The following is a 20,476-nucleotide window of genomic DNA, read 5'->3' on the forward strand; positions in this document are numbered from 1 at the left end:
ATGGCAAAAGAAAAGTTTGAGCGCAAGAAGCCACACGTAAACGTTGGAACGATTGGTCACGTAGACCATGGCAAGACAACATTGACAGCGGCGATCACAACCGTACTGGCCCGCCTGAGCGGTCATGGTGAAGCGAAGGGCTACGACCAGATTGACGCGGCCCCGGAAGAAAAGGCGCGCGGCATCACGATCAACACGGCGCACGTTGAGTACGAGACAGAATCACGTCACTACGCGCACGTGGATTGCCCCGGTCACGCCGACTATGTAAAGAACATGATTACCGGTGCGGCGCAGATGGATGGCGCGATCCTGGTGTGTTCGGCCGCTGATGGCCCCATGCCCCAGACTCGCGAACACATCCTGTTGGCTCGCCAGGTTGGCGTGCCTTACATCATCGTGTTCCTGAACAAGTGCGACATGGTGGATGACGAAGAGCTGCTGGAGCTGGTTGAAATGGAAGTGCGCGAGCTGCTTTCAAAGTACGACTTTCCTGGTGATGACGTGCCAATCGTCAAGGGTTCAGCCAAGTTGGCCCTGGAAGGCGACACGGGTGATTTGGGTGAGGCCGCGATCAAGCGTTTGGCCGAAGCCCTGGACACCTACATTCCAACACCCGAGCGCGCAGTAGATGGCACCTTCCTGATGCCAATCGAAGACGTGTTCTCCATCTCCGGTCGCGGTACTGTGGTAACAGGCCGTATCGAGCGTGGTGTGGTGAAGGTTGGCGAAGAAATCGAAATCGTGGGCATCAAAGACACGGTCAAGACAATCTGTACCGGCGTGGAAATGTTCCGCAAGCTGTTGGATCAGGGTCAGGCCGGAGACAACGTGGGTGTGTTGCTGCGTGGTACCAAGCGTGAAGACGTCGAGCGTGGTCAGGTATTGGCCAAGCCTGGTTCAATCAAGCCGCACACCGGTTTCAGTGCAGAAATTTATGTATTGAGCAAAGAAGAAGGTGGTCGTCACACGCCATTCTTCAACAACTACCGCCCCCAGTTCTATTTCCGTACAACTGACGTAACGGGCTCAATCAGCCTGCCTGAAGGCAAGGAAATGGTACTGCCAGGCGACAACGTGTCGATCAATGTTGAATTGATCGCCCCGATTGCGATGGAAGAAGGCTTGCGTTTCGCGATTCGCGAAGGTGGTCGTACAGTGGGTGCCGGTGTGGTGGCCAAGATCACCAAGTAATGCTTGTGGAACGCCCGCACTGACTTCATTGGTGCGGGCAATTTTGAGGTGAGCCGAAAGTTAAGTTTGGTCACGCTCGTTTAGCTCTTTAGGAAAAAATGATGACTCAGCAACAAAACAAGCAAAAAATCCGTATTCGTTTGAAAGCGTTTGATTACAAGCTGATCGATCAATCTGCGCTTGAAATCGTTGAAACTGCAAAGCGCACGGGCGCTGTGGTGAAAGGCCCGGTTCCTTTGCCGACGCGCATCAAGCGTTTCGACATTTTGCGTTCGCCGCACGTGAACAAAACTTCGCGTGACCAGTTTGAGATCCGCACCCACCAGCGTTTGATGGATATTGTTGATCCAACAGACAAAACTGTGGATGCTTTGATGAAGCTGGACTTGCCTGCTGGCGTAGATGTAGAAATTAAATTGCAGTAAATAAGTTGCAGTAAATCAAATTAACGCATATAATCTTTGGCTAACCTTTTCAAAAGGTTAGCTTTAGATAGAATTTAATCATTCGGCCAATCGTAGCCGAAATTGGAGAAATCATGAGTCTAGGCCTTATTGGTCGCAAGATCGGCATGATGCGCATCTTTACGGACGCGGGTGTATCTATTCCCGTAACTGTTGTTGATGTGTCTTCTAACCGTGTTGCGCAGCTCAAAACACTCGCACAAGACGGCTACACAGCCGTTCAGTTGGCCTACGGGTCCAAGCGAGCCTCCCGCGTCGTCAGGGCGCAGGCCGGTCATTTTGCTGCCGCTTCTATTGAAGCAGCTTCTTCCCTGGTTGAATTTCGTGTTGACGCCGCCAAGCTTGCTGATCTGCGGGTTGGTGCTGCTGTGTCTGCGGAAATTTTCGCTCCAGGTCAGAAAGTTGACGTAAGTGGCGTAACGCAGGGTAAGGGTTTTAGTGGTGCCATCAAGCGTCACCACTTCAGTTCGCAGCGCGCATCTCACGGTAACTCGCTCTCGCACAATGCACCTGGTTCCATTGGTATGGCCCAGGATCCAGGTCGTGTATTTCCTGGTAAGCGCATGGCTGGTCAGTTGGGTAACGTAAATCGTACTACCCAGAATCTGGAAGTTGTGCGTGTAGACGCCGAGCGTGGTTTGCTTTTGATCAAGGGTGCAGTGCCCGGATCGAAGGGTGGCCAATTGTTGGTTAAGCCGGCTGTCAAGGCAAAGGCGTAAGGGGAACCAGATGGAATTGAAAGTCATTAGTGATTCTGGGCAGGCCTCTCAAACTGTTCAGGTGTCCGATGTGGTGTTTGGTCGTGAGTACAACGAGCCGCTGATTCATCAGCTGGTTGTTGCGTATCAGGCCAATGCTCGTCAGGGTACGCGTCAGCAAAAAGACCGTTCGGAAGTGCGTGCTTCGACACGCAAGCCATGGAAGCAAAAAGGCACGGGCCGTGCGCGTGCCGGTGCGGTGTCCAGCCCATTGTGGCGCGGAGGCGGCAAAACCTTCCCGAACTCTCCAGACGAGAACTTCACGCAGAAGCTTAACAAGAAAATGTTCCGCGCTGGTGTTTGCTCTATCTTGTCTCAATTGAGCCGTGAGGGTCGCTTGGTGGTTGTGGAGTCTTTGGATCTCGAGTCTCCCAAAACCAAGCTGCTTGATCAGAAATTGAAAACCATGGGTCTTGATTCCGTACTGATGATTGTGGATTCAGTGGACGAGAACTTGTACTTGGCATCCAGAAACCTGCCCAACGTGGCAGTGGTCGAGCCACGCTACGCCGATCCTCTTTCCTTGATTTACTTCAAGAAAGTGGTTGCGACTCGCGCTGCAATCGACAAACTGCAGGAGATGTACGCATGAACACTCAGCGTTTAATGAAAATTCTGTTGGCGCCCATCGTCTCTGAAAAGAGCACCATGTTGGCCGACAAGCATGAGCAAATTGCTTTCAAGGTTTGCACTACTGCAACCAAGCAAGAGATCAAGGCTGCTGTTGAGCTGTTGTTCAAGGTGGAAGTTGAGGCCGTGCGTGTAGTGAATATTGCTGGTAAGCAGAAGCGCTTTGGCCGCACCATCGGGCGTCGTTCCGATGTGCGCAAAGCCTACGTTGCGCTGAAAGCTGGTCAGGAAATTAATTTCTCGGAGGCTGCGTAACATGCCATTAGTTAAATTAAAACCAACGTCGCCTGGTCGCCGTGCCATGGTGAAAGTGGTTCACCCGCATTTGCACAAGGGTGAGCCTTACGCTCCGCTGCTCGAAAAGAAATCCAAGACTGCCGGCCGTAACAACAACGGTCGTATTACGACCCGTCACATGGGTGGTGGTCACAAGCAGCACTATCGCATGGTTGACTTCAAGCGCAACAAAGATGGTGTGCCTGCGAAAGTGGAAACGATCGAGTACGATCCTAACCGCACCGCTCACATTGCCTTGATTTGCTACGCAGATGGTGAGCGCGCATACATCATTGCGCCTCGCGGCTTGCAATTGGGTCAAACCGTGGTGAACGGTTCCGAAGCGCCAATCAAGATCGGTAATACATTGCCAATTCGCAATATTCCTGTAGGTACTACAGTGCATTGCGTGGAAATGTTGCCTGGCAAGGGTGCTCAAATTGCGCGTTCAGCAGGTGGCTCCGCCATGTTGCTGGCACGTGACGGCACTTACGCCCAGATGCGTTTGCGCTCCGGTGAAATTCGCCGTGTGCACATCGAATGTCGCGCCACCATTGGTGAAGTGAGCAACGAAGAAAACAGCTTGAAGAAAGTGGGTAAGGCTGGTGCAACACGCTGGAAGGGTATTCGCCCGACGGTGCGTGGTACTGCGATGAACCCTGTAGACCACCCACATGGTGGTGGTGAAGGCAAAACCGGCGAAGGCCGTGTGCCAGTTAGCCCTTGGGGCCAGCCAGCCAAGGGTTACCGCACGCGCAACAACAAGCGTACCAATTCGATGATTGTTCAGCGTCGTCACAAGCGTTAAGTGGGGTAAACAGATATGTCTCGTTCATTAAAAAAAGGTCCTTTTTGCGACGCCCACTTGATCAAAAAAGTAGAGGCTGCCGCAGCGTCCAAGGACAAGCGTCCAATTAAAACCTGGTCGCGTCGTTCGACTGTGCTCCCAGACTTCATTGGTCTGACAATCGCGGTACACAACGGCAAGCAACATGTGCCTGTGTACATCAACGAAAACATGGTTGGCCACAAGCTCGGTGAATTTGCGTTGACACGCACATTCAAGGGTCATGCGGCTGACAAGAAGGCCAAGCGATAAGGGGTAGGAAATGGAAACTCGTGCAATTTTAAAGGGTGTTCGCTTGTCTCCTCAGCGTGGCCGAATGGTCGCTGATCTGATTCGTGGCAAAAAGGTTGATCAGGCCTTGAACATCCTGGCCTTCTCTCCGCAGAAAGCGGCTGGCATTGTGAAGAAAGTGTTGGAAAGTGCTATCGCCAACGCCGAACACAATGACGGGGCAGATGTGGATGAATTGAAGGTAAAAACCATTTACGTGGAAGAGGGGCCTGTGTTGAAGCGCTTTACAGCGCGCGCCAAAGGTCGCGGCAATCGTATCACTAAGAAGACCAGTCACATTTATGTGACGGTTGGAAACTAAGGGGGTTACATGGGTCAGAAAATTAACCCTACGGGCTTTCGCCTGGCAGTATCACGCAACTGGGCTTCTCGCTGGTACGCATCGAACCGGGATTTCTCCAAGATGCTGCTTGAAGACATCCAGGTTCGTGATTTCCTGAAGAAGAAGCTGAAGAACGCATCTGTTGGTCGTGTGCTGATCGAGCGCCCGGCCAAGAACGCCCGCGTTACCATTTACTCGGCACGTCCTGGTGTGGTGATCGGCAAGAAAGGCGAAGACATTGAATTGTTGAAGGCCAGCTTGCAGAAATTGGTTGGTGTTCCTGTGCATGTGAATATCGAAGAAGTTCGCAAGCCTGAAATTGATGCGCAACTGATCGCTGATGGCATTTCCCAGCAGCTGGAGCGTCGCATTATGTTCCGTCGCGCCATGAAGCGTGCGATGCAAAACGCGATGCGCATGGGTGCGCAGGGTATCAAGATCATGTCGTCCGGTCGTTTGAATGGCATTGAGATCGCGCGTACAGAATGGTATCGCGAAGGTCGCGTGCCTTTGCACACACTGCGTGCCGACATCGATTACGCAACCAGCGAAGCTGCGACAACATACGGCATTATTGGTATCAAGGTCTGGGTTTACAAGGGCGACACATTGGGTCGCGGCGATGTAGCGGCAGCGCCAGTTGAGGCAGAAAAAGAAGAGCGTCGTCCGCGTCGTCCTTCTACCCGCCCGGCCGGTGCACGCAAGGCGCGCAAACCCGAAGGTGCTAGCGCAGCAGCTAGTGGTGCAAACAAAGAGGAAGGCGCTGCAAGCACTTCCTCAGAACAGTAATCTGGGAGCGCATGATGTTACAGCCATCACGTCGCAAATATAGAAAGGAACACAAAGGTCGCAATACTGGCCTGGCCACTCGTGGTGCAAGTGTTTCTTTTGGTGTATACGGTCTGAAATCAACTGGTCGCGGTCGTTTGACCGCTCGCCAGATCGAATCTGCCCGTCGAGCCATGGTCCGCCACATCAAGCGTGGCGGTAAGATTTGGATCCGCGTGTTTCCGGACAAGCCGATTACCAACAAGCCCGCAGAAGTGCGCATGGGTAATGGTAAAGGTAACGTAGAGTTTTATGTGGCTGAAATCCAGCCGGGTAAGGTTCTCTATGAAATGGACGGCGTAAGCGAAGAGCTGGCACGCGAGGCGTTCCGCCTTGCGGCTGCCAAACTGCCTCTTCCTTGCGTGTTCGTAACACGTCAGATTGGGAGTTAAGCAATGAAAGCTTCTAAATTGCGCGGTAAAAGCGCTGCAGAATTGACGAAAGAGTTGGAAGAGTTGTTGCGCGCGCAGTTTTCTCTGCGCATGCAGGCTGCTACGCAGCAATTGACCAATAACTCCCAGTTGGCAAAAGTACGCAAAGACATCGCCCGTGTAAAAACAGTGATGACACAATCGAAGAGGGCCGCATGAGCACCGAAGCGAAAACAAGTTTGAAGCGCACCCTGGTGGGGCGTGTGGTCAGCGACAAGATGACCAAATCGGTGGTGGTGATGGTTGAAAACCGGATCAAGCACCCGATTTACGGTAAATATATCGTGAAGTCTCACAAGTACACTGCTCACGACGAAAGCAATGAAGTCGGGGAAGGTGATCTGGTTGAGATCTGCGAGGGTCGTCCAATTTCCAAGACAAAGTCCTGGAGTGTGACCAAAGTATTGGAGAAAGCGAAAATCATCTGATTTTTGTCTTGCTCAAGTAACTCAAGCCTGCTAATATAGCAGGCTATCTTTTCAACCCATGCGGGACCAAAACTGGTTGCGAAAGCGATTAAGTTGGTTTGACAATCCATGATACAAATGCAATCACGGCTAGATGTGGCCGACAACACGGGTGCGCGTTCTGTAATGTGCATCAAGGTCCTTGGTGGTTCCAAGCGTCGCTACGCGGGCATTGGTGACATCATCAAGGTGACCATTAAGGATGCGGCCCCACGTGGTCGCGTCAAAAAGGGCGAAATTTACAACGCAGTGGTCGTTCGCACGGCCAAGGGCGTTCGTCGTCCCGATGGTGCGTTGATCAAGTTCGACAACAATGCTGCGGTTTTGCTTAATGCAAAACTAGAGCCCATCGGTACCCGTATTTTTGGCCCAGTGACACGCGAACTTCGTAATGAAAAGTTCATGAAGATCGTGTCGTTGGCACCAGAAGTTCTGTGAGGGAATTATGAACAAAATTCGTAAAGGCGATGAAGTGCTGGTGCTTAACGGCAAGTTCAAGGGCAAGAAAGGTGTTGTGCTTTCTCGTGTGAACGATGAATACCTCTTGGTAGAGGGTGTGAATATCGTTAAAAAGCATCAAAAGCCAAATCCTATGAAGGGAGATGTTGGTGGTGTTGTTGACAAGACAATGCCTATCCACCAGTCCAATGTCAGCTTGTTTGACAAAGAGACAGGTAAGCCATCTCGTGTAGCCGTCAAGCAGGTGGATGGCAAGTCCGTGCGGGTTCTGGTGAAAACCGGCGCCCAGTTGGCAAACTAAGGGGGCCGTCGTGTCACGTTTTCAAGAGTTTTATAGAAACGAAGTGGTTAGTCAGCTGACCAACCAGTTCGGTTACAAGTCCGTTATGGAAGTGCCTCGTATTACCAAGATCACTCTGAATATGGGTGTGGGTGAGGCGGTGAATGACAAGAAAATCATTGAGCACGCTGTGGGTGATCTGACCAAGATTGCTGGTCAAAAGCCAGTGGTTACCAAAGCGAAGAAGGCGATTGCGGGTTTCAAGATTCGTGAGGGTTATCCAGTCGGTTGTATGGTGACTTTGCGCGGTGACCGCATGTATGAATTCCTGGACCGTTTGGTAACAATCGCGTTTCCTCGTGTTCGCGATTTCCGTGGTGTGTCCGGCAAGTCATTTGATGGCCGTGGCAACTACAACATCGGTATCAAAGAACAGATTATTTTCCCTGAAATTGAGTACGATAAAATCGACGCACTTCGGGGTCTTAACATCAGCGTAACTACGACAGCGCGTACCAACGATGAAGCCAAGGCTTTGTTGGCCGCTTTCAAGTTCCCGTTCCGTAACTGAGGTGTGACGTGGCAAAACTAGCTTTGATTAATCGCGAGAAAAAGCGCGCCAGCTTGGTCAAGAAGTATGCAGCCAAGCGTGAGGCTTTGAACAAGATTGTAAAAGATCAGTCGGTCAGCGAAGCAGACCGCTATGAGGCGCGTCTGAAGTTGCAGGCGCTGCCAAGAAACGCGAACCCAACTCGTCAGCGTAATCGCTGCGAATTGACTGGTCGTCCCCGCGGCACATTCCGTTTGTTCGGTTTGGCCCGTAACAAGATCCGTGAAATTGCCATGCGTGGTGAGATTCCTGGAATCACTAAGGCAAGTTGGTAAGGGGTTCTAATTATGAGTATGAGTGATCCAATCGCCGACATGTTGACCCGCATTCGCAATGCTCAGGGTGTTGACAAGGTTTCGGTTGAGATGCCTTCCTCAAAAGTGAAGGTAGCTATTGCGCAGGTTTTGAAAGACGAAGGTTACATTGAGAGCTTCTCAATTGTTGGCGAGTCAGCAAAGCCTGTTTTGAAAATTGAATTGAAGTACTACGCGGGTCGCCCCGTGATCGAGAAGATCGAGCGTGTTTCAAAACCCGGTTTGCGTATTTACAAAGGTAAAGACGAAATTCCTCAGGTGATGAACGGTTTGGGCGTGGCGATTGTTTCAACATCCAAAGGCGTGATGACTGATCGCAAGGCCCGTACCACTGGTATTGGCGGCGAAGTTATCTGCTACGTGGCTTAAAGGGGTAATGAAATGTCAAGAGTAGCGAAAGCTCCCATTTCTGTGCCTTCAGGCGTACAGATTACCGTGAATGGTCAGGTTGTTTCAGTAAAAAGCGGCAATGTTGAGCTGAAGCTGAATGTCAACTCACTGGTGATGCCAGTATTCGAAAATGGCGTGTTGTCTGTCAAGCCGGTTGTTGATACCACCGAGGCGAACGCACAGGCCGGCACTGCGCGCGCTCTGTTGGCCAATATGGTCAACGGTGTAAGCAAAGGTTTCGAGCGCAAGCTGCAGTTGGTTGGCGTGGGTTACAAGGCGGCTATTCAGGGTGATTCGATTAACCTGGCGCTGGGCTTTTCTCACCCTGTCATTCACAAATTGCCAGCTGGTGTGAAGGCTGAAACGCCAACGCCCACGGAGATCATCTTGAAGGGTGCCGATAAACAAGTGATTGGTCAGACTGCCGCTGAAATCCGCGCATACCGTCCACCAGAGCCCTACAAGGGCAAGGGTGTGCGTTACTCGGATGAACGTGTGGTTATCAAAGAGACCAAGAAGAAATAAGGCACCAAGAGGTAAATTATGGAAACCAAACAAGAAGCACGTGCCCGTCGTGCAAAACAAACCAGACGCCGTATCGCACTTGCTCGTGCAACACGTCTGTGTGTGTTCCGTACCAACTCCCACATCTATGCCGCAGTTCATTCTGCGGATGGTGGTCAGGTTTTGGCGTCTGCGTCTACCAACGACAAAGACCTGCGTGCTGAATTGGCAGGCAAGTCCGGTTCAAACAAGGCCGCTGCCGCTTTGGTCGGTGCTGCAATTGCCAAGCGGGCTTTGGCCGCAGGCATCAGCGAAGTTGCTTTCGATCGCTCAGGCTTTGCCTACCACGGTCGCGTAAAAGAACTGGCTGACGCTGCGCGTGAAGCCGGCTTGAAATTCTAAGGAGTGATCATGGCAAGAATGCAAGGTAAAAATGCCGCGCCTGAAGCGCGTGATGACGGCCTGAAAGAAAAAATGATCGCGGTTAACCGCGTGACCAAGGTTGTTAAAGGTGGTCGTATCCTCGGCTTCGCAGCGTTGACGGTAGTTGGCGATGGTGATGGTAGTGTGGGTATGGGCAAGGGCAAGTCCCGTGAAGTGCCGGTGGCTGTTCAAAAAGCCATGGAGCAGGCGCGCCGCCAGATGGAAAAGGTATCTTTGCGTGATGGTTCAATCCATCACATCGTGTACGGCCAGCATGGCGCCTCCAAGGTGTTTTTGGCCCCCGCACAAGAAGGTACCGGTATCATTGCCGGTGGTCCAATGCGTGCTGTTCTGGAAGTTGTTGGTGTTCGCAATATCGTGGCAAAAAGCCACGGTTCATCGAACCCTTACAACCTGGTGCGAGCTACCCTGGATGCCTTGGGCAAGTTGCAAACCCCAGCTGAAATTGCCGCCAAGCGTGGCTTGTCAGTTGAAAAGTTATTTGAGGCTTGATCATGAGCGCATCTGTAAAAGTTACGTTGGTTAAGAGCATTATCGGGACCAAGGAATCACATCGCGCTACTGTGCGTGGTTTGGGTCTGCGTCGTATCAATCACAGCCGAGTGCTGGTGGATACGCCCGAAGTGCGTGGAATGATTAACAAGGTGTCATACCTGTTGAAAGTTGAGGCTGCATAATGGAACTGAATACACTTGCACCTGCACCAGGCAGTAAGTTCAACCGCAAACGTGTGGGCCGAGGTATTGGCTCCGGTTGGGGTAAAACTGCTGGCCGTGGTCACAAGGGTCAAAAGTCACGCAGCGGTGGCTTTCATAAAGTAGGTTTTGAAGGCGGCCAGATGCCAATGCATCGTCGCTTGCCAAAGCGTGGTTTCTCATCCCGTACTGCGGCTTTCAATGCCCAGATCCGTTTGACCGATCTGGATACGTTGGCGGTGGACTCAGTGGATATTTTGACGTTGAAGCAGGCGGGTCTTGTGCCCGCTCAAACTTTGGCTGTCAAGGTGATCCTGGCTGGTGAGATCAAGCGTGCTGTTGTATTGAACGGCATTAAGGCAACGAAGGGCGCAGCAGAGGCCATCGCGGCAGCTGGCGGCACCATTAACGCTTAAGAGAGCATCGCGTGGCCTTTAACCCATCTACATTGGCGTCGTCCAACAAGTTTTCAGATTTGCGAAAGCGTCTGGTGTTCTTGTTGTTGGCTCTGATTGTGTATCGTATTGGCGCACACATTCCCGTACCGGGAATTGATCCGACTCAGTTGAAGCAGTTGTTTGACAGTCAGCAAGGCGGCATTCTGGGCATGTTCAACATGTTCTCCGGTGGTGCCTTGTCCCGTTTTACTGTTTTTGCATTGGGCATCATGCCGTATATTTCGGCGTCCATTGTGATGCAGTTGGCGAGCGTTGTTGTTCCGCAGCTTGAAGCCCTGAAGAAGGAAGGTGAGGCGGGTCGTCGCAAGATTACCCAGTACACACGCTACGGTACCTTCTTCTTGGCAACATTCCAGGCCATCGGCATCTCCGTGGCTTTGGAGTCTCAAGCGGGTCTTGTTATTGATCCCGGTATGGCTTTCCGCTTTACAACGGCTGTGTCGCTGGTCACCGGCACCATGTTCCTGATGTGGCTTGGTGAACAAATTACCGAACGCGGTTTGGGCAATGGTATTTCGATCCTGATTTTTGCAGGTATCGCTGCCGGGCTGCCAGGCGCAATTGGCGGACTGTTTGAGTTGGTTCGTACCGGTGCGATGAGTTCACTGATTGCGCTGATGATCGTTGTGTTGGCTGTTGCAGTGACTTACCTGGTTGTTTTTGTGGAGCGTGGTCAAAGAAAGATTACGGTCAACTACGCCAAGCGTCAGGTCGGTAACAAGATATACCAGGGACAAACTTCTCATTTGCCTTTGAAGTTGAACATGGCGGGTGTTATTCCTCCCATTTTCGCGTCGAGCATTATTTTGTTGCCCGCAACATTGACCAGCTGGTTTGGTTCAGGCGACGGTGCCGTGGTGGGTTTTTTGAAGGAAGTGTCTCAGACATTGTCTCCAGGCCACCCGCTGTACATGCTGCTGTATGCCGCTGCCATTGTGTTTTTCTGCTTCTTTTACACCGCCTTGGTGTTTAATAGTCGTGAAACTGCAGACAACTTGAAGAAAAGTGGTGCATTTTTGCCAGGTATTCGTCCGGGTGAGCAAACGTCTCGTTACATCGACAAGGTGTTGACACGTTTGACGCTGGTTGGCGCTGCTTACATCACCTTGGTGTGTTTGTTGCCGGAATTTCTGGTTTTGGGATTGAGTGTTCCGTTCTATTTTGGCGGTACATCTCTGTTGATTATTGTAGTTGTTGCGATGGACTTCATGGCACAGGTTCAGGCCTACGTGATGTCTCAGCAATACGACAGCCTTTTGAAGAAATCAAGCTTCAAAGGTTCTGGATTAACGAGGTAGTGATTGTCTAAAGACGACGTTATCCAAATGCAGGGAGAGGTAGTAGAGAACCTCCCTAACGCCACTTTTCGAGTGAAATTGGAAAATGGTCACGTGGTGCTTGGTCACATATCGGGCAAGATGCGCATGAATTACATTCGTATCCTTCCTGGTGACAAGGTGACGGTTGAGTTGACGCCGTACGACTTGTCCAGAGCACGAATTGTTTTTCGAGCCAAGTAAATTGGTTCTTTTTGGAGTTACGCCATGAAAGTTCAGGCTTCTGTGAAAAAGATTTGTAGAAAATGCAAAGTGATCAAGCGCAAAGGCGTTGTTCGCGTGATTTGTTCTGAGCCGCGCCACAAGCAGCGTCAAGGTTAATAAAAGGGGATTTAAATGGCTCGTATTGCCGGCATTAACATTCCAAGCCACCAGCATACCGTTATCGGTCTGACTGCTATTTTCGGCATTGGTCGTTCCACCGCCAAGAAGATTTGTGCAGTGACCTCAATTCCTGAGTCCAAAAAGGTCAAAGACCTTGATGACACAGATTTGGAGAAGCTGCGTGACGAAGTAGGCAAGTACCTGACTGAAGGTGATCTGCGACGCGACGTAACCATGAACATCAAGCGTTTGATGGACTTGGGTTGCTACCGTGGTTTCCGTCACCGTAAAGGTCTGCCTGTACGTGGTCAGCGTACCCGCACAAACTCTCGTACTCGCAAGGGTCCGAAGCGTGCTGGTATCGCACTGAAGAAATAATCAGGTAATCATAGGAAGGTTAGCCAAATGGCCAAAGGAACAGCGAATAACCGCGTACGCAAAAAAGTCAAAAAGAATATTTCTGACGGTATTGCGCACGTACACGCCTCATTCAACAACACCATCATCACGATCACGGACCGTCAGGGCAATGCTTTGGCTTGGTCTACATCGGGTGCTCAGGGTTTCAAGGGCTCACGCAAGTCCACTCCCTTTGCTGCTCAGGTCGCTGCTGAAGTTGCTGGCAAGGCTGCACAGGAATGCGGTATCAAGACAGTTGAAGTGCTTATCAAAGGACCTGGCCCCGGCCGTGAATCCAGCGTACGTGCTTTGAATGCATTGGGTATCAAAGTGACCAGTATTTCTGATATCACTCCGATCCCGCACAACGGATGTCGTCCTCCCAAGCGTCGTCGCATCTAATTTTTAAGACCATTGTTCGCCAGATCATTTGGCGGACTGAAGCGATTCACATCGCGTAATGAAAGAGGTTTCAAGTGGCTAGATATACAGGTCCAAAATGTAAGTTGTCACGTCGTGAAGGCACAGACTTAAGTCTGAAGAGCGCACGCCGTAGTCTCGATTCCAAGTGCAAGCTTGATTCCAAGCCAGGCCAGCATGGCCGCACCTCCGGCGCACGTACTTCTGACTATGGTCAGCAGTTGCGTGAAAAGCAGAAGGTAAAGCGTATGTACGGCGTGTTGGAGAAGCAATTCCGTCGCTACTTCGCTGAGGCGTCACGCCGCAAGGGCAACACCGGCGAAACATTGCTGCAGTTGTTGGAATCTCGTCTGGATAACGTGGTTTATCGCATGGGTTTTGGCTCTACACGTGCCGAAGCTCGTCAGCTGGTTAGCCACAAGGCGATTCTGGTCAATGGCAAGGCTGTTAACATTCCTTCCTATTCCGTGAAGTTGAATGACGTCATTTCCATTCGCGAAAAGTCGAAGACTCAGGTACGCATTGTGGAGTCTGTAACATTGGCCGAACAAATGGGTTTCCCTTTGTGGGTGAATGTAGATGCCAAGAAACTGGAAGGTTCTTTCAAGAGCGTTCCTGACCGTGCAGATCTGTCCCAAGAGATCAACGAAAGTTTGATCGTGGAACTGTACTCACGTTAATTTGATTAATTGATCCCCAGCCTTATCGGTGTAACGAGCCGAGGGTATTGAAAAGGATTTTGAATGTTTAATGCAAGTTTGCTAAAACCCCGTATTGTTGAGGTCGAAACAGTCGCCCCCAATAGCGCCAAAGTAGTGATGGAACCGTTTGAGCGTGGCTATGGCCATACTCTGGGCAACGCCCTGCGTCGTGTGTTGTTGTCTTCCATGATCGGTTATGCACCCACCGAGGTGTCGATTGCTGGTGTGGTGCACGAATATTCGACTCTGGATGGTGTGCAGGAAGACGTTGTTGACCTGTTGCTGAACCTGAAAGGGATTGTGTTCAAGCTTGAATCACGTGATGTGGTTACAGTGACCTTGAAGCGTGAAGTTGAAGGTGTTGTGACTGCGGGCGATATCGAGTTGCCACATGATGTGGAAATCATCAATCCAGATCACGTGATCGCCAATTTGTCGCACGGCGGCAAGCTGGACATGCAGATCAAGGTTGAGAAGGGCCGTGGTTATGTACCGGGTTCAGTTCGTCGTTTCCCCGATGAACCAAGCAAGGCGATTGGCCGCATTGTACTGGATGCGTCGTTCAGCCCTGTTAAGCGTGTGTCTTATGCAGTAGAAAGCGCACGTGTTGAACAGCGTACCGACTTGGACCGTTTGGTGATGTCGATTGAAACCAATGGTGTGTTGTCACCTGAAGAATCAATTCGCCTTGCTGCCCGTATTTTGGTTGAGCAATTGTCAGTATTTGCTGCTTTGGAAAACACGGCGGAACCAGAAGTTTCCCAGCGTGCACCGCAGGTTGATCCAATCCTGTTGCGCCCGGTAGACGACCTGGAGCTGACGGTGCGTTCTGCAAACTGTTTGAAAGCTGAGAACATTTACTACATCGGCGACTTGATTCAGCGCACGGAAAACGAGCTGCTGAAGACCCCGAATCTGGGTCGAAAGTCTCTGAACGAAATCAAGGAGGTGTTGGCCGCACGCGGTTTGACACTCGGTATGAAATTGGAAAACTGGCCACCCGCCGGTCTCGATAAGCCCTGAGCTTAGCGTTTGTTAGATTGAAGGATATTTAAAATGCGTCACCGTCATGGATTGCGTAAACTAAATCGCACCAGCAGCCACCGCCTTGCTATGTTTAGAAACATGACCAACGCTTTGTTGCGTCATGAAGTGATCAAAACAACGCTGCCCAAGGCCAAGGAACTGCGCAAGATTGCAGAACCCATTATCACCATGGGCAGGTCACCGACACTGGCAAACAAGCGTTTGGCTTTCAGCCGCTTGCGCGACCGTGAAATGGTATTGAAGTTGTTCGACGAGATCGGTCCACGTTATGCTGCCCGCCCAGGTGGTTACATGCGCGTACTGAAGTTCGGTTTCCGCAAGGGTGACAATGCACCGATGGCTCTGGTTGAGTTGGTGGATCGCCCCGAGACCGCTGAAATCGTTGAGATTGCTGAAGAACAGGCTTAATTCTGCTTGATCGGAATGCTTGCACCGGGGTCATTCGGTTTGCATAATTTCGATTGATTGAATTGCTGTAAATTCGGATTCGAAAAAGCCGTGTTAGCTTATGCTGACTCGGCTTTTTTTGTTTGTCCGCAGCGTCTTGGATGGTTTGTGTAGACAAGTGTTTGAATGGCAAAAAATGGATGTGTTGATTTGATTGCTTCAGATGTATTGCGTTTGACCGATGTGTTTAAGACCTATTCGGGACGCCCTGTACTCAAAGGCTTGAATTTTTCCCTGGCTGCCGGGGAGTGTGTGGCTTTGCTGGGCCCCAATGGTGCAGGCAAGTCCACGACGATTTCGCTGGCACTGGGCCTTGCAGACGCAGACCGCGGCACGGTTCACCTGTTGGGTCAGCTCATGCCGAAGGCTGGGCATGCGGCACGACAGGCTGTGGGTGTGGTGCCTCAATACGATGCACTGGATCCTGATTTCACTGTGTACGAGAATTTGCTGGTTTTTGGGCGCTATTTTCGGATTCATGGCACAGAACTGCGCCAGCGTGCAGATCAACTTCTCGAGTTCGCCCAATTGAATTCCCGGCGCAATGATTCGGTGGGCACCTTGTCCGGCGGCATGCGCAGGCGCTTGATGCTGGCCCGTGCCTTGATTAACCGCCCCGGTGTCCTGTTTCTGGATGAGCCGACTACCGGGCTGGATCCGCAGGCCAAGCATGTGATTTGGGACCGTTTGGTGGATTTGAAGCGCCAGGGTGTGGCCATGTTGTTGACCACCCATTACATGGATGAGGCGCAGCGTTTGGCTGATCGGGTTGCGGTGCTGGATCATGGAAATATTGTTGTGTGTGACAAGCCGCTGACGCTGATCCGGGATGTTGTGGGTTATGCGGTGCTGGAATTGTGGGGGATCGGGGCACAACGTTGGGTCGATGTTAATCACCGTCAGTTGCGAGGTGCAATTGAGCAACGGGGGGAGACTTATTTTTTCAGGAATGAATTGGCGGATCAGGTTTTGGCGCAAATGAAGGCATTGCCTCAGGACGATGTGGATTACATTTACCGGCCTGGAAACCTTGAGGATGTATTTTTCAGTTTGACTGGCAGGGCCTTGCGCGATGATTAACTTTCACGCCGTATTTCAGGTTTGGCGCCGCAATTTCATGGTGTGGCGCAAACTGGCTTTTGCTTCGCTGTTGGGCAATGTGGTTGATCCGGTGATGGCGTTGATGGCGTTTGGCCTGGGTTTGGGTTCCATGCTTCCAAACGTTGGGGGAATGCCTTATCTGAATTATCTCGCTGTGGGTGCTGTCAGTATCAGCGCAATGAATGCACCCACCTTTGAGGCTTTGTATTCTGCCTTTTCGCGGATGCACACCCAGAAAACCTGGCAAGTCATCATGAACACACCGGTTCGGCTGCGCGAGGTTGTGTTGGGTGAATGCACTTGGGCCGCCAGCAAGGGTTTGATCAGCACGGGGGCGATGTTGTTGATCATTGCTTTGTTGGGCATTGGCGACTTGCAGTTCTGGTTGTTGTCGTGGCTGGTGCTGGTTCTGGCTTGCCTGATGTTTGCTGGTTTTGGCTTGTGTGTGAATGCACGTGCGCCAAGCTATGATTTTTTCATGTTTTATTTCACGCTGGTGGTGACGCCCATGACATTTTTGTCGGGTGCTTTTTTCCCGCGGGAGCAGTTGCCAGGCTGGTTGAAGGCCATTGCTGATTACATGCCCTTGTCGGTGGTGGTGGACGCACTGCGTGGTATTTATGCACGTGAATTTGGTGGGTTGGCGGCACTTTTGGCGCAAATGGCTGTCTATGCAGTTCTGGGGATCGGCTTGGCAATTTATTTGACCGAGCGCCGGTTTAAACGCAGGGGTTGAGGCAATGGCAGACATGACGGGCTGTTGGGTAGCCTACACAACGATCGATTCGAAAGAAAAAGCGGCGGCTTTGGCAAACAGACTGGTGAAAGAGAAGTTGGTGGCTTGCGCAACAATTGTGGGGCCTGTGGAATCGGTGTACGAGTGGCAAGGCGATATAGCGCATGCCACGGAATGGATGTTGATGATGAAATGTGCAGATGAACAGCTTGAAGGTTTGAAGAAAACAGTGGCGGCCTGGCATGACTATGCGGTGCCCGAGTTGATTGTATTGTCAGTGGCAGATGGGCATACACCTTATCTGGACTGGGTGCGTGCAAGTGTAGGGGGCAAGGCATGAGCGTTTTTCGTCAAGCCTGTGTAAATGCGCTTCAAGCGGGTATGTTGTGTGTGGCGATGTGGACGGGGTTGGCAACAGCGCAGACCAATGACTTTTTACCGCCTGAGGAAGCGTTTCAGTTCAAGTTGAGTGCACAGGACCCAAGCTGTGTTGAGAATTGCCTGATCGATGTGCGCGCCACTGTGGCGCCAGAATATTATTTGTACCGGGAGCGGTTTGCGCTTGAGAATCCGAACAAGCTACCGGTGTTCGAATTCGTGGAATTGCCCCGTGGGGATCGGAAGTTTGATGAGTTTCTGAATCAGGAAATTGAGGCTTTGCGGGGCGAGATCGCTTTTCAGATTCGTTACAGCCTTGGGCACGCCTCACTCGCCGATGCAACCGCGGTGATGGTGTCGCAAGGCTGTGCCGATGCGGGCTTGTGTTACCCGCCAATGACCACGCCCGTGGCTTTCAAGGAAGGCAGTTTGCTGGGCGGTGTGTTGGGCGGTGGCGGCATGGGGTCGTTTTTTGGAAAGAAAGACGATGTTTCTACCCCCGGCAGTGCGCCAGGTAACTTGCCTGCGGATGAGGCCGGGGATTTGGCGTCCCGTTTGGCAGACCAGTCCTGGTTGGTGGTGTTGCCTGTATTTTTCGGTTTGGGTTTGTTGCTGGCATTTACGCCGTGTACGTTGCCGATGCTGCCGATTGTCAGCAGTTTGGTGGTGGGGCACGGTGCGGGTGCTGTGGCCGGGAAGGCCCGGCCAATGGCGCTGGCCCTTGTGTATGTGCTGGGTATGGCGCTGACCTATGCGCTGTTGGGTGTTCTGGCTGGCCTGACCGGGCAAAGCCTTGTGATGGCCATGCAGCAACCGGCGGTGCTGTGGGCTTTTGGCGGTATTTTGAGCTTGTTGGGCGTGGCCTTGCTGATGGGTTATTCGTTGCAGTTGCCTGGCAGTTTTCAATCCTGGTTGCAGGAAAAAACCGGGCGCTTAAAAGGTGGCCAGTTCGTTCCGGTGTTGGTGATGGGGGTTCTTTCCGCATTGCTGCTGGGGCCTTGTGTTGCGCCGCCTCTGGCGGGCGCCTTGTTGTACATTGGGCAAAGTGGTGATGCAGTGTTGGGCGGTGCGGCCTTGTTTTTGCTGGCTTTGGGCATGGGTTTGCCGCTGGTGCTGTTTGCGGCAGGTGCTGGTGCTGCATTGCCTAAGGCAGGCGCCTGGATGAGCTGGGTGTCGGCTGCCTTTGGCTTTGTGCTGCTGGCTGTGGCGGTGTGGACCATCACACCGGTGACACCTGTTTGGCTGATTATGGCGATGTGGGCGTTGTTGGCCTGTATGGTGGCGGCTGCCTTGTTTCATGGTGCGGTCAGTATGGCCACCATGGGCACGCGGGGCAGGGTGTTGAGCAAAACATTCGGGCTGATGTTTTCCCTGCTGGCTTTGATTTACCTGATGGGGTTGTTCTCGGGTTCCTCCAGCCTGTTGCAGCCTTTGGCTGGTTTGGGTGGGGCTGGCTTTGGCGCATCTGGCGCTGTGGCTGCAAATACGCTAGGCAAGCCGGATTTTGAGAAAGTACCCAGTGAAGAGGCGGTGGCATTGATTGCGGCCAGCAAGCAGCCAGTGATGCTGGATTTTTATGCGGACTGGTGTGTCAGTTGCAAAGAGTTCGAGCTGTTTACCTTGACCGATGCAAACGTGAAAGAGAAGTTGAAGGGGGTCCGCCTGGTTCAGGTGGATGTGACTGACAGCACAGCAGGCGATCGCGCTTTATTGAAACAATTTAATTTGTTCGGTCCGCCTGCCATTCTGTTTTTCCCTGCGGGCAAGATTGAGTCAATTCACACCGTGATTGGCTTTCAGAATGCGCGTCGGTTTGACGAAACATTGGCTCAGGTTCGCCCGAATCTGGGCTTGTAAGGCGCGGGGTTTGTAACGCTTACGGTTTGCCGAGGTGGTTGCGCCCTTTGATCCAGAAAATCAGGCCCAGTGATATCAGGCTGGACAGGCCCATCAGGCCGATGGTGATCCAGAAGCCGTTTGGGTTTTCCAGCAGGGGAGTTTTCCCGAAGTTCATGCCGAATATGCCGCTGATCAGAGTGAGTGGCATGAACAGGGCGGTCAACATGGTCAATACCGTGACAATTTCATTGGTTTTGTGCGCGGTGGCGGAAAAATGAAGCTGAACGGCTGTTTCGGTGTTTGCGCCAAGGCGGCGGGTCAGGCTGACCACGCGTTCAAGGTGTTCAAGTGTGTCGCGGGCATTGACCTGAAGTGATGCGGCCATGCGGCCTTCGCGTTCCTGGTCGTCTTGCCAGTCGGTCAGTGCGTCGCGTTGGTCTTGAGCAACCGATTCAAGTCGGTTCATTTCATTGCGGGCGGCCAAGAGTGCATTCCAGTCTTGAAAGCGTTTGCGCGGATTCAGTAAATCGCGCTGCCAGCGATCCAGTTGTTCCGAAATTTCAATCCGCGTTTCCATAAAACGGTCGACCAGATTGCTGACCAGTTGAATCATCAGTTCATCTGTGCAGGCGGGTGGGCGTTTGAATTTCAGGAAGGTTTCGATTTCGTCGAGCGTTTTCGGGGGCGCGCTGTCCACAAATTTGCGAGCCATGGCGAACGTGCGGCTGTCTTTCGGGCGAAAGGTGACCAACAGCTTGGGTGTGATCACAAAAAACACCGGGCGGGTTTTGATGCTGAGGCGATTGTTTTCGTCGAACAGGGGCTTGCTGGAAAGGGACCGGATAATGAGAATATTGTAACCGTCGCCAATGTCGAAGTGGCTGGGGTGAAAGGTGTTGCCAAGGTCTTCCAGGTGAAGTTCATCCAGCTTGAGCCCCAACAATGCTTCTGCAGTGGGCACCCAGATCAGGTCTTCGTCAAGTTGGGTGTCCAGCCACAGAAAACCCTCTTTGGGTAGCGCGGCGGGTGCATCGTCCAGTTGTCGGATGTTGTGTTGGTCCAGATGCGTCCAGATGCCCATGCGC

The 20,476-nt window shown here is 52.0% G+C and carries 35 protein-coding genes; 34 read left to right on the forward strand and 1 reads right to left on the reverse strand.

All coding sequences use genetic code 11. The features are described 5' to 3' along the window. From tuf to dsbD, 34 genes are all read left to right on the forward strand, one after another. Positions 1–1,194, forward strand: coding sequence for an elongation factor Tu (gene tuf / locus V7028_RS05465; RefSeq protein ID WP_334119098.1), 1,194 nt, complete (start codon positions 1–3; stop codon positions 1,192–1,194). Between the two features lie 101 nt (positions 1,195–1,295). After that, on the forward strand, positions 1,296–1,619 hold the full coding sequence (gene rpsJ, locus V7028_RS05470; RefSeq protein WP_334119099.1) for a 30S ribosomal protein S10: 324 nt from the start codon (positions 1,296–1,298) through the stop codon (positions 1,617–1,619). Positions 1,620–1,732: 113 nt separating this feature from the next. Then, positions 1,733–2,377, forward strand: coding sequence for a 50S ribosomal protein L3 (gene rplC / locus V7028_RS05475; protein WP_334119100.1), 645 nt, complete (start codon positions 1,733–1,735; stop codon positions 2,375–2,377). 10 nt (positions 2,378–2,387) lie between these two features. After that, positions 2,388–3,008 (forward strand): 50S ribosomal protein L4, encoded by a 621-nt coding sequence (rplD, locus tag V7028_RS05480; protein WP_334119101.1) that lies wholly within the window; start codon positions 2,388–2,390, stop codon positions 3,006–3,008. Further along, positions 3,005–3,301, forward strand: a complete 297-nt coding sequence (gene rplW, locus V7028_RS05485; protein ID WP_305565501.1) for a 50S ribosomal protein L23 — start codon at positions 3,005–3,007, stop codon at positions 3,299–3,301. Before rplD ends, rplW begins: the two co-directional genes overlap by 4 nt. Before the next feature lies 1 nt (position 3,302). Beyond that, entirely contained in the window at positions 3,303–4,130 is an 828-nt protein-coding gene (gene rplB / locus V7028_RS05490; protein ID WP_105028065.1) for a 50S ribosomal protein L2, read from the forward strand. Between the two features lie 15 nt (positions 4,131–4,145). After that, entirely contained in the window at positions 4,146–4,421 is a 276-nt protein-coding gene (gene rpsS, locus V7028_RS05495; protein WP_305565503.1) for a 30S ribosomal protein S19, read from the forward strand. A 10-nt stretch (positions 4,422–4,431) separates the two neighbouring features. Then, on the forward strand, positions 4,432–4,761 hold the full coding sequence (gene rplV, locus V7028_RS05500) for a 50S ribosomal protein L22 (RefSeq protein WP_305565505.1): 330 nt from the start codon (positions 4,432–4,434) through the stop codon (positions 4,759–4,761). Positions 4,762–4,770: 9 nt separating this feature from the next. After that, the gene (gene rpsC / locus V7028_RS05505; protein WP_334119102.1) at positions 4,771–5,571 is read left to right on the forward strand and encodes a 30S ribosomal protein S3; all 801 of its coding nucleotides are present in this window, start codon (positions 4,771–4,773) and stop codon (positions 5,569–5,571) included. 14 nt (positions 5,572–5,585) lie between these two features. After that, the gene (gene rplP, locus V7028_RS05510) at positions 5,586–6,002 is read left to right on the forward strand and encodes a 50S ribosomal protein L16 (RefSeq protein ID WP_130557586.1); all 417 of its coding nucleotides are present in this window, start codon (positions 5,586–5,588) and stop codon (positions 6,000–6,002) included. Positions 6,003–6,005: 3 nt separating this feature from the next. Next, positions 6,006–6,200: a 50S ribosomal protein L29 gene (gene rpmC / locus V7028_RS05515; RefSeq protein ID WP_334119103.1), complete on the forward strand. Its 195-nt coding sequence runs from the start codon at positions 6,006–6,008 to the stop codon at positions 6,198–6,200. Further along, a complete protein-coding gene (gene rpsQ, locus V7028_RS05520) occupies positions 6,197–6,469 on the forward strand; it encodes a 30S ribosomal protein S17 (protein WP_305565512.1) in 273 nt (90 codons plus the stop codon). The genes rpmC and rpsQ overlap by 4 nt, the downstream gene beginning before the upstream one ends. Before the next feature lie 108 nt (positions 6,470–6,577). Then, complete coding sequence (gene rplN / locus V7028_RS05525) at positions 6,578–6,946, forward strand: 50S ribosomal protein L14 (protein ID WP_305565514.1); 369 nt, start codon at positions 6,578–6,580, stop codon at positions 6,944–6,946. 7 nt (positions 6,947–6,953) lie between these two features. Continuing rightward, on the forward strand, positions 6,954–7,268 hold the full coding sequence (gene rplX / locus V7028_RS05530; RefSeq protein ID WP_305565516.1) for a 50S ribosomal protein L24: 315 nt from the start codon (positions 6,954–6,956) through the stop codon (positions 7,266–7,268). Positions 7,269–7,278: 10 nt separating this feature from the next. Next, positions 7,279–7,818 (forward strand): 50S ribosomal protein L5, encoded by a 540-nt coding sequence (rplE, locus tag V7028_RS05535; RefSeq protein WP_334119104.1) that lies wholly within the window; start codon positions 7,279–7,281, stop codon positions 7,816–7,818. An 8-nt stretch (positions 7,819–7,826) separates the two neighbouring features. Continuing rightward, positions 7,827–8,132 carry a 30S ribosomal protein S14 gene (gene rpsN / locus V7028_RS05540; protein ID WP_334119105.1) on the forward strand — a complete coding sequence of 102 codons (306 nt, stop codon included), beginning with the start codon at positions 7,827–7,829 and terminating at the stop codon, positions 8,130–8,132. A 12-nt stretch (positions 8,133–8,144) separates the two neighbouring features. After that, on the forward strand, positions 8,145–8,540 hold the full coding sequence (gene rpsH, locus V7028_RS05545; RefSeq protein ID WP_305586149.1) for a 30S ribosomal protein S8: 396 nt from the start codon (positions 8,145–8,147) through the stop codon (positions 8,538–8,540). 12 nt (positions 8,541–8,552) lie between these two features. Then, positions 8,553–9,086, forward strand: coding sequence for a 50S ribosomal protein L6 (gene rplF / locus V7028_RS05550; RefSeq protein WP_334119106.1), 534 nt, complete (start codon positions 8,553–8,555; stop codon positions 9,084–9,086). 18 nt (positions 9,087–9,104) lie between these two features. Further along, positions 9,105–9,467 (forward strand): 50S ribosomal protein L18, encoded by a 363-nt coding sequence (rplR, locus tag V7028_RS05555; RefSeq protein ID WP_334119107.1) that lies wholly within the window; start codon positions 9,105–9,107, stop codon positions 9,465–9,467. A 9-nt stretch (positions 9,468–9,476) separates the two neighbouring features. Further along, positions 9,477–10,001: a 30S ribosomal protein S5 gene (rpsE, locus tag V7028_RS05560; RefSeq protein WP_008249411.1), complete on the forward strand. Its 525-nt coding sequence runs from the start codon at positions 9,477–9,479 to the stop codon at positions 9,999–10,001. Between the two features lie 2 nt (positions 10,002–10,003). Then, complete coding sequence (gene rpmD / locus V7028_RS05565; protein ID WP_334119108.1) at positions 10,004–10,186, forward strand: 50S ribosomal protein L30; 183 nt, start codon at positions 10,004–10,006, stop codon at positions 10,184–10,186. Beyond that, entirely contained in the window at positions 10,186–10,620 is a 435-nt protein-coding gene (gene rplO / locus V7028_RS05570) for a 50S ribosomal protein L15 (protein ID WP_334119109.1), read from the forward strand. Before rpmD ends, rplO begins: the two co-directional genes overlap by 1 nt. A gap of 11 nt (positions 10,621–10,631) precedes the next feature. After that, the gene (secY, locus tag V7028_RS05575; RefSeq protein ID WP_334119110.1) at positions 10,632–11,960 is read left to right on the forward strand and encodes a preprotein translocase subunit SecY; all 1,329 of its coding nucleotides are present in this window, start codon (positions 10,632–10,634) and stop codon (positions 11,958–11,960) included. 3 nt (positions 11,961–11,963) lie between these two features. Continuing rightward, positions 11,964–12,182 (forward strand): translation initiation factor IF-1, encoded by a 219-nt coding sequence (infA, locus tag V7028_RS05580; protein WP_008249415.1) that lies wholly within the window; start codon positions 11,964–11,966, stop codon positions 12,180–12,182. A gap of 24 nt (positions 12,183–12,206) precedes the next feature. After that, complete coding sequence (rpmJ, locus tag V7028_RS05585; protein WP_008249416.1) at positions 12,207–12,320, forward strand: 50S ribosomal protein L36; 114 nt, start codon at positions 12,207–12,209, stop codon at positions 12,318–12,320. Positions 12,321–12,335: 15 nt separating this feature from the next. Continuing rightward, a complete protein-coding gene (rpsM, locus tag V7028_RS05590) occupies positions 12,336–12,701 on the forward strand; it encodes a 30S ribosomal protein S13 (RefSeq protein ID WP_305586142.1) in 366 nt (121 codons plus the stop codon). A gap of 27 nt (positions 12,702–12,728) precedes the next feature. Continuing rightward, the gene (gene rpsK, locus V7028_RS05595; RefSeq protein ID WP_159569022.1) at positions 12,729–13,124 is read left to right on the forward strand and encodes a 30S ribosomal protein S11; all 396 of its coding nucleotides are present in this window, start codon (positions 12,729–12,731) and stop codon (positions 13,122–13,124) included. Between the two features lie 74 nt (positions 13,125–13,198). Next, positions 13,199–13,822 carry a 30S ribosomal protein S4 gene (rpsD, locus tag V7028_RS05600; RefSeq protein ID WP_334119111.1) on the forward strand — a complete coding sequence of 208 codons (624 nt, stop codon included), beginning with the start codon at positions 13,199–13,201 and terminating at the stop codon, positions 13,820–13,822. A gap of 63 nt (positions 13,823–13,885) precedes the next feature. After that, entirely contained in the window at positions 13,886–14,866 is a 981-nt protein-coding gene (locus V7028_RS05605; RefSeq protein ID WP_334119112.1) for a DNA-directed RNA polymerase subunit alpha, read from the forward strand. A gap of 33 nt (positions 14,867–14,899) precedes the next feature. Continuing rightward, positions 14,900–15,298: a 50S ribosomal protein L17 gene (rplQ, locus tag V7028_RS05610; protein WP_334119113.1), complete on the forward strand. Its 399-nt coding sequence runs from the start codon at positions 14,900–14,902 to the stop codon at positions 15,296–15,298. A 165-nt stretch (positions 15,299–15,463) separates the two neighbouring features. Then, on the forward strand, positions 15,464–16,417 hold the full coding sequence (locus tag V7028_RS05615) for an ATP-binding cassette domain-containing protein (RefSeq protein ID WP_334119114.1): 954 nt from the start codon (positions 15,464–15,466) through the stop codon (positions 16,415–16,417). Then, positions 16,410–17,174 (forward strand): ABC transporter permease, encoded by a 765-nt coding sequence (locus tag V7028_RS05620; protein WP_334119115.1) that lies wholly within the window; start codon positions 16,410–16,412, stop codon positions 17,172–17,174. Before V7028_RS05615 ends, V7028_RS05620 begins: the two co-directional genes overlap by 8 nt. Before the next feature lie 4 nt (positions 17,175–17,178). Next, the gene (gene cutA, locus V7028_RS05625) at positions 17,179–17,514 is read left to right on the forward strand and encodes a divalent-cation tolerance protein CutA (protein WP_334119116.1); all 336 of its coding nucleotides are present in this window, start codon (positions 17,179–17,181) and stop codon (positions 17,512–17,514) included. Beyond that, positions 17,511–19,409 (forward strand): protein-disulfide reductase DsbD, encoded by a 1,899-nt coding sequence (gene dsbD / locus V7028_RS05630; protein ID WP_334119117.1) that lies wholly within the window; start codon positions 17,511–17,513, stop codon positions 19,407–19,409. Before cutA ends, dsbD begins: the two co-directional genes overlap by 4 nt. 19 nt (positions 19,410–19,428) lie before the next feature. Here the strand turns inward: dsbD and V7028_RS05635 are convergent, their stop codons facing one another. Next, the gene (locus V7028_RS05635; protein ID WP_334119118.1) at positions 19,429–20,472 is read right to left on the reverse strand and encodes a magnesium transporter CorA family protein; all 1,044 of its coding nucleotides are present in this window, start codon (positions 20,470–20,472) and stop codon (positions 19,429–19,431) included. Positions 20,473–20,476 lie beyond the last annotated feature (4 nt).

The sequence above is a fragment of the Limnobacter sp. genome (assembly GCF_036846585.1).
Taxonomy (GTDB): Bacteria; Pseudomonadota; Gammaproteobacteria; order Burkholderiales; family Burkholderiaceae_B; genus Limnobacter.

What these genes read in the sequence shown, in the direction of transcription:
- rplX (WP_305565516.1), top strand. Translation starts at nt 6,954, where the DNA reads ATGAACAAAATTCGTAAAGGCGATGAAGTGCTGGTGCTTAACGGCAAG.
- rplW (WP_305565501.1), top strand. Translation starts at nt 3,005, where the DNA reads ATGAACACTCAGCGTTTAATGAAAATTCTGTTGGCGCCCATCGTCTCT.
- rpsM (WP_305586142.1), top strand. Translation starts at nt 12,336, where the DNA reads ATGGCTCGTATTGCCGGCATTAACATTCCAAGCCACCAGCATACCGTT.
- rplB (WP_105028065.1), top strand. Translation starts at nt 3,303, where the DNA reads ATGCCATTAGTTAAATTAAAACCAACGTCGCCTGGTCGCCGTGCCATG.
- rpmD (WP_334119108.1), top strand. Translation starts at nt 10,004, where the DNA reads ATGAGCGCATCTGTAAAAGTTACGTTGGTTAAGAGCATTATCGGGACC.
- rpsJ (WP_334119099.1), top strand. Translation starts at nt 1,296, where the DNA reads ATGACTCAGCAACAAAACAAGCAAAAAATCCGTATTCGTTTGAAAGCG.
- rpsC (WP_334119102.1), top strand. Translation starts at nt 4,771, where the DNA reads ATGGGTCAGAAAATTAACCCTACGGGCTTTCGCCTGGCAGTATCACGC.
- rplR (WP_334119107.1), top strand. Translation starts at nt 9,105, where the DNA reads ATGGAAACCAAACAAGAAGCACGTGCCCGTCGTGCAAAACAAACCAGA.
- V7028_RS05620 (WP_334119115.1), top strand. Translation starts at nt 16,410, where the DNA reads ATGATTAACTTTCACGCCGTATTTCAGGTTTGGCGCCGCAATTTCATG.
- rpmJ (WP_008249416.1), top strand. Translation starts at nt 12,207, where the DNA reads ATGAAAGTTCAGGCTTCTGTGAAAAAGATTTGTAGAAAATGCAAAGTG.
- rplC (WP_334119100.1), top strand. Translation starts at nt 1,733, where the DNA reads ATGAGTCTAGGCCTTATTGGTCGCAAGATCGGCATGATGCGCATCTTT.
- rplQ (WP_334119113.1), top strand. Translation starts at nt 14,900, where the DNA reads ATGCGTCACCGTCATGGATTGCGTAAACTAAATCGCACCAGCAGCCAC.
- V7028_RS05615 (WP_334119114.1), top strand. Translation starts at nt 15,464, where the DNA reads ATGGCAAAAAATGGATGTGTTGATTTGATTGCTTCAGATGTATTGCGT.
- rplN (WP_305565514.1), top strand. Translation starts at nt 6,578, where the DNA reads ATGATACAAATGCAATCACGGCTAGATGTGGCCGACAACACGGGTGCG.
- rplF (WP_334119106.1), top strand. Translation starts at nt 8,553, where the DNA reads ATGTCAAGAGTAGCGAAAGCTCCCATTTCTGTGCCTTCAGGCGTACAG.
- dsbD (WP_334119117.1), top strand. Translation starts at nt 17,511, where the DNA reads ATGAGCGTTTTTCGTCAAGCCTGTGTAAATGCGCTTCAAGCGGGTATG.
- rplD (WP_334119101.1), top strand. Translation starts at nt 2,388, where the DNA reads ATGGAATTGAAAGTCATTAGTGATTCTGGGCAGGCCTCTCAAACTGTT.
- V7028_RS05635 (WP_334119118.1), bottom strand. Translation starts at nt 20,472, where the DNA reads ATGGGCATCTGGACGCATCTGGACCAACACAACATCCGACAACTGGAC.
- rplV (WP_305565505.1), top strand. Translation starts at nt 4,432, where the DNA reads ATGGAAACTCGTGCAATTTTAAAGGGTGTTCGCTTGTCTCCTCAGCGT.
- rpsS (WP_305565503.1), top strand. Translation starts at nt 4,146, where the DNA reads ATGTCTCGTTCATTAAAAAAAGGTCCTTTTTGCGACGCCCACTTGATC.
- tuf (WP_334119098.1), top strand. Translation starts at nt 1, where the DNA reads ATGGCAAAAGAAAAGTTTGAGCGCAAGAAGCCACACGTAAACGTTGGA.
- rplP (WP_130557586.1), top strand. Translation starts at nt 5,586, where the DNA reads ATGTTACAGCCATCACGTCGCAAATATAGAAAGGAACACAAAGGTCGC.
- rpsQ (WP_305565512.1), top strand. Translation starts at nt 6,197, where the DNA reads ATGAGCACCGAAGCGAAAACAAGTTTGAAGCGCACCCTGGTGGGGCGT.
- rpmC (WP_334119103.1), top strand. Translation starts at nt 6,006, where the DNA reads ATGAAAGCTTCTAAATTGCGCGGTAAAAGCGCTGCAGAATTGACGAAA.
- rpsH (WP_305586149.1), top strand. Translation starts at nt 8,145, where the DNA reads ATGAGTATGAGTGATCCAATCGCCGACATGTTGACCCGCATTCGCAAT.
- rpsK (WP_159569022.1), top strand. Translation starts at nt 12,729, where the DNA reads ATGGCCAAAGGAACAGCGAATAACCGCGTACGCAAAAAAGTCAAAAAG.
- rplO (WP_334119109.1), top strand. Translation starts at nt 10,186, where the DNA reads ATGGAACTGAATACACTTGCACCTGCACCAGGCAGTAAGTTCAACCGC.
- rpsE (WP_008249411.1), top strand. Translation starts at nt 9,477, where the DNA reads ATGGCAAGAATGCAAGGTAAAAATGCCGCGCCTGAAGCGCGTGATGAC.
- cutA (WP_334119116.1), top strand. Translation starts at nt 17,179, where the DNA reads ATGGCAGACATGACGGGCTGTTGGGTAGCCTACACAACGATCGATTCG.
- V7028_RS05605 (WP_334119112.1), top strand. Translation starts at nt 13,886, where the DNA reads ATGTTTAATGCAAGTTTGCTAAAACCCCGTATTGTTGAGGTCGAAACA.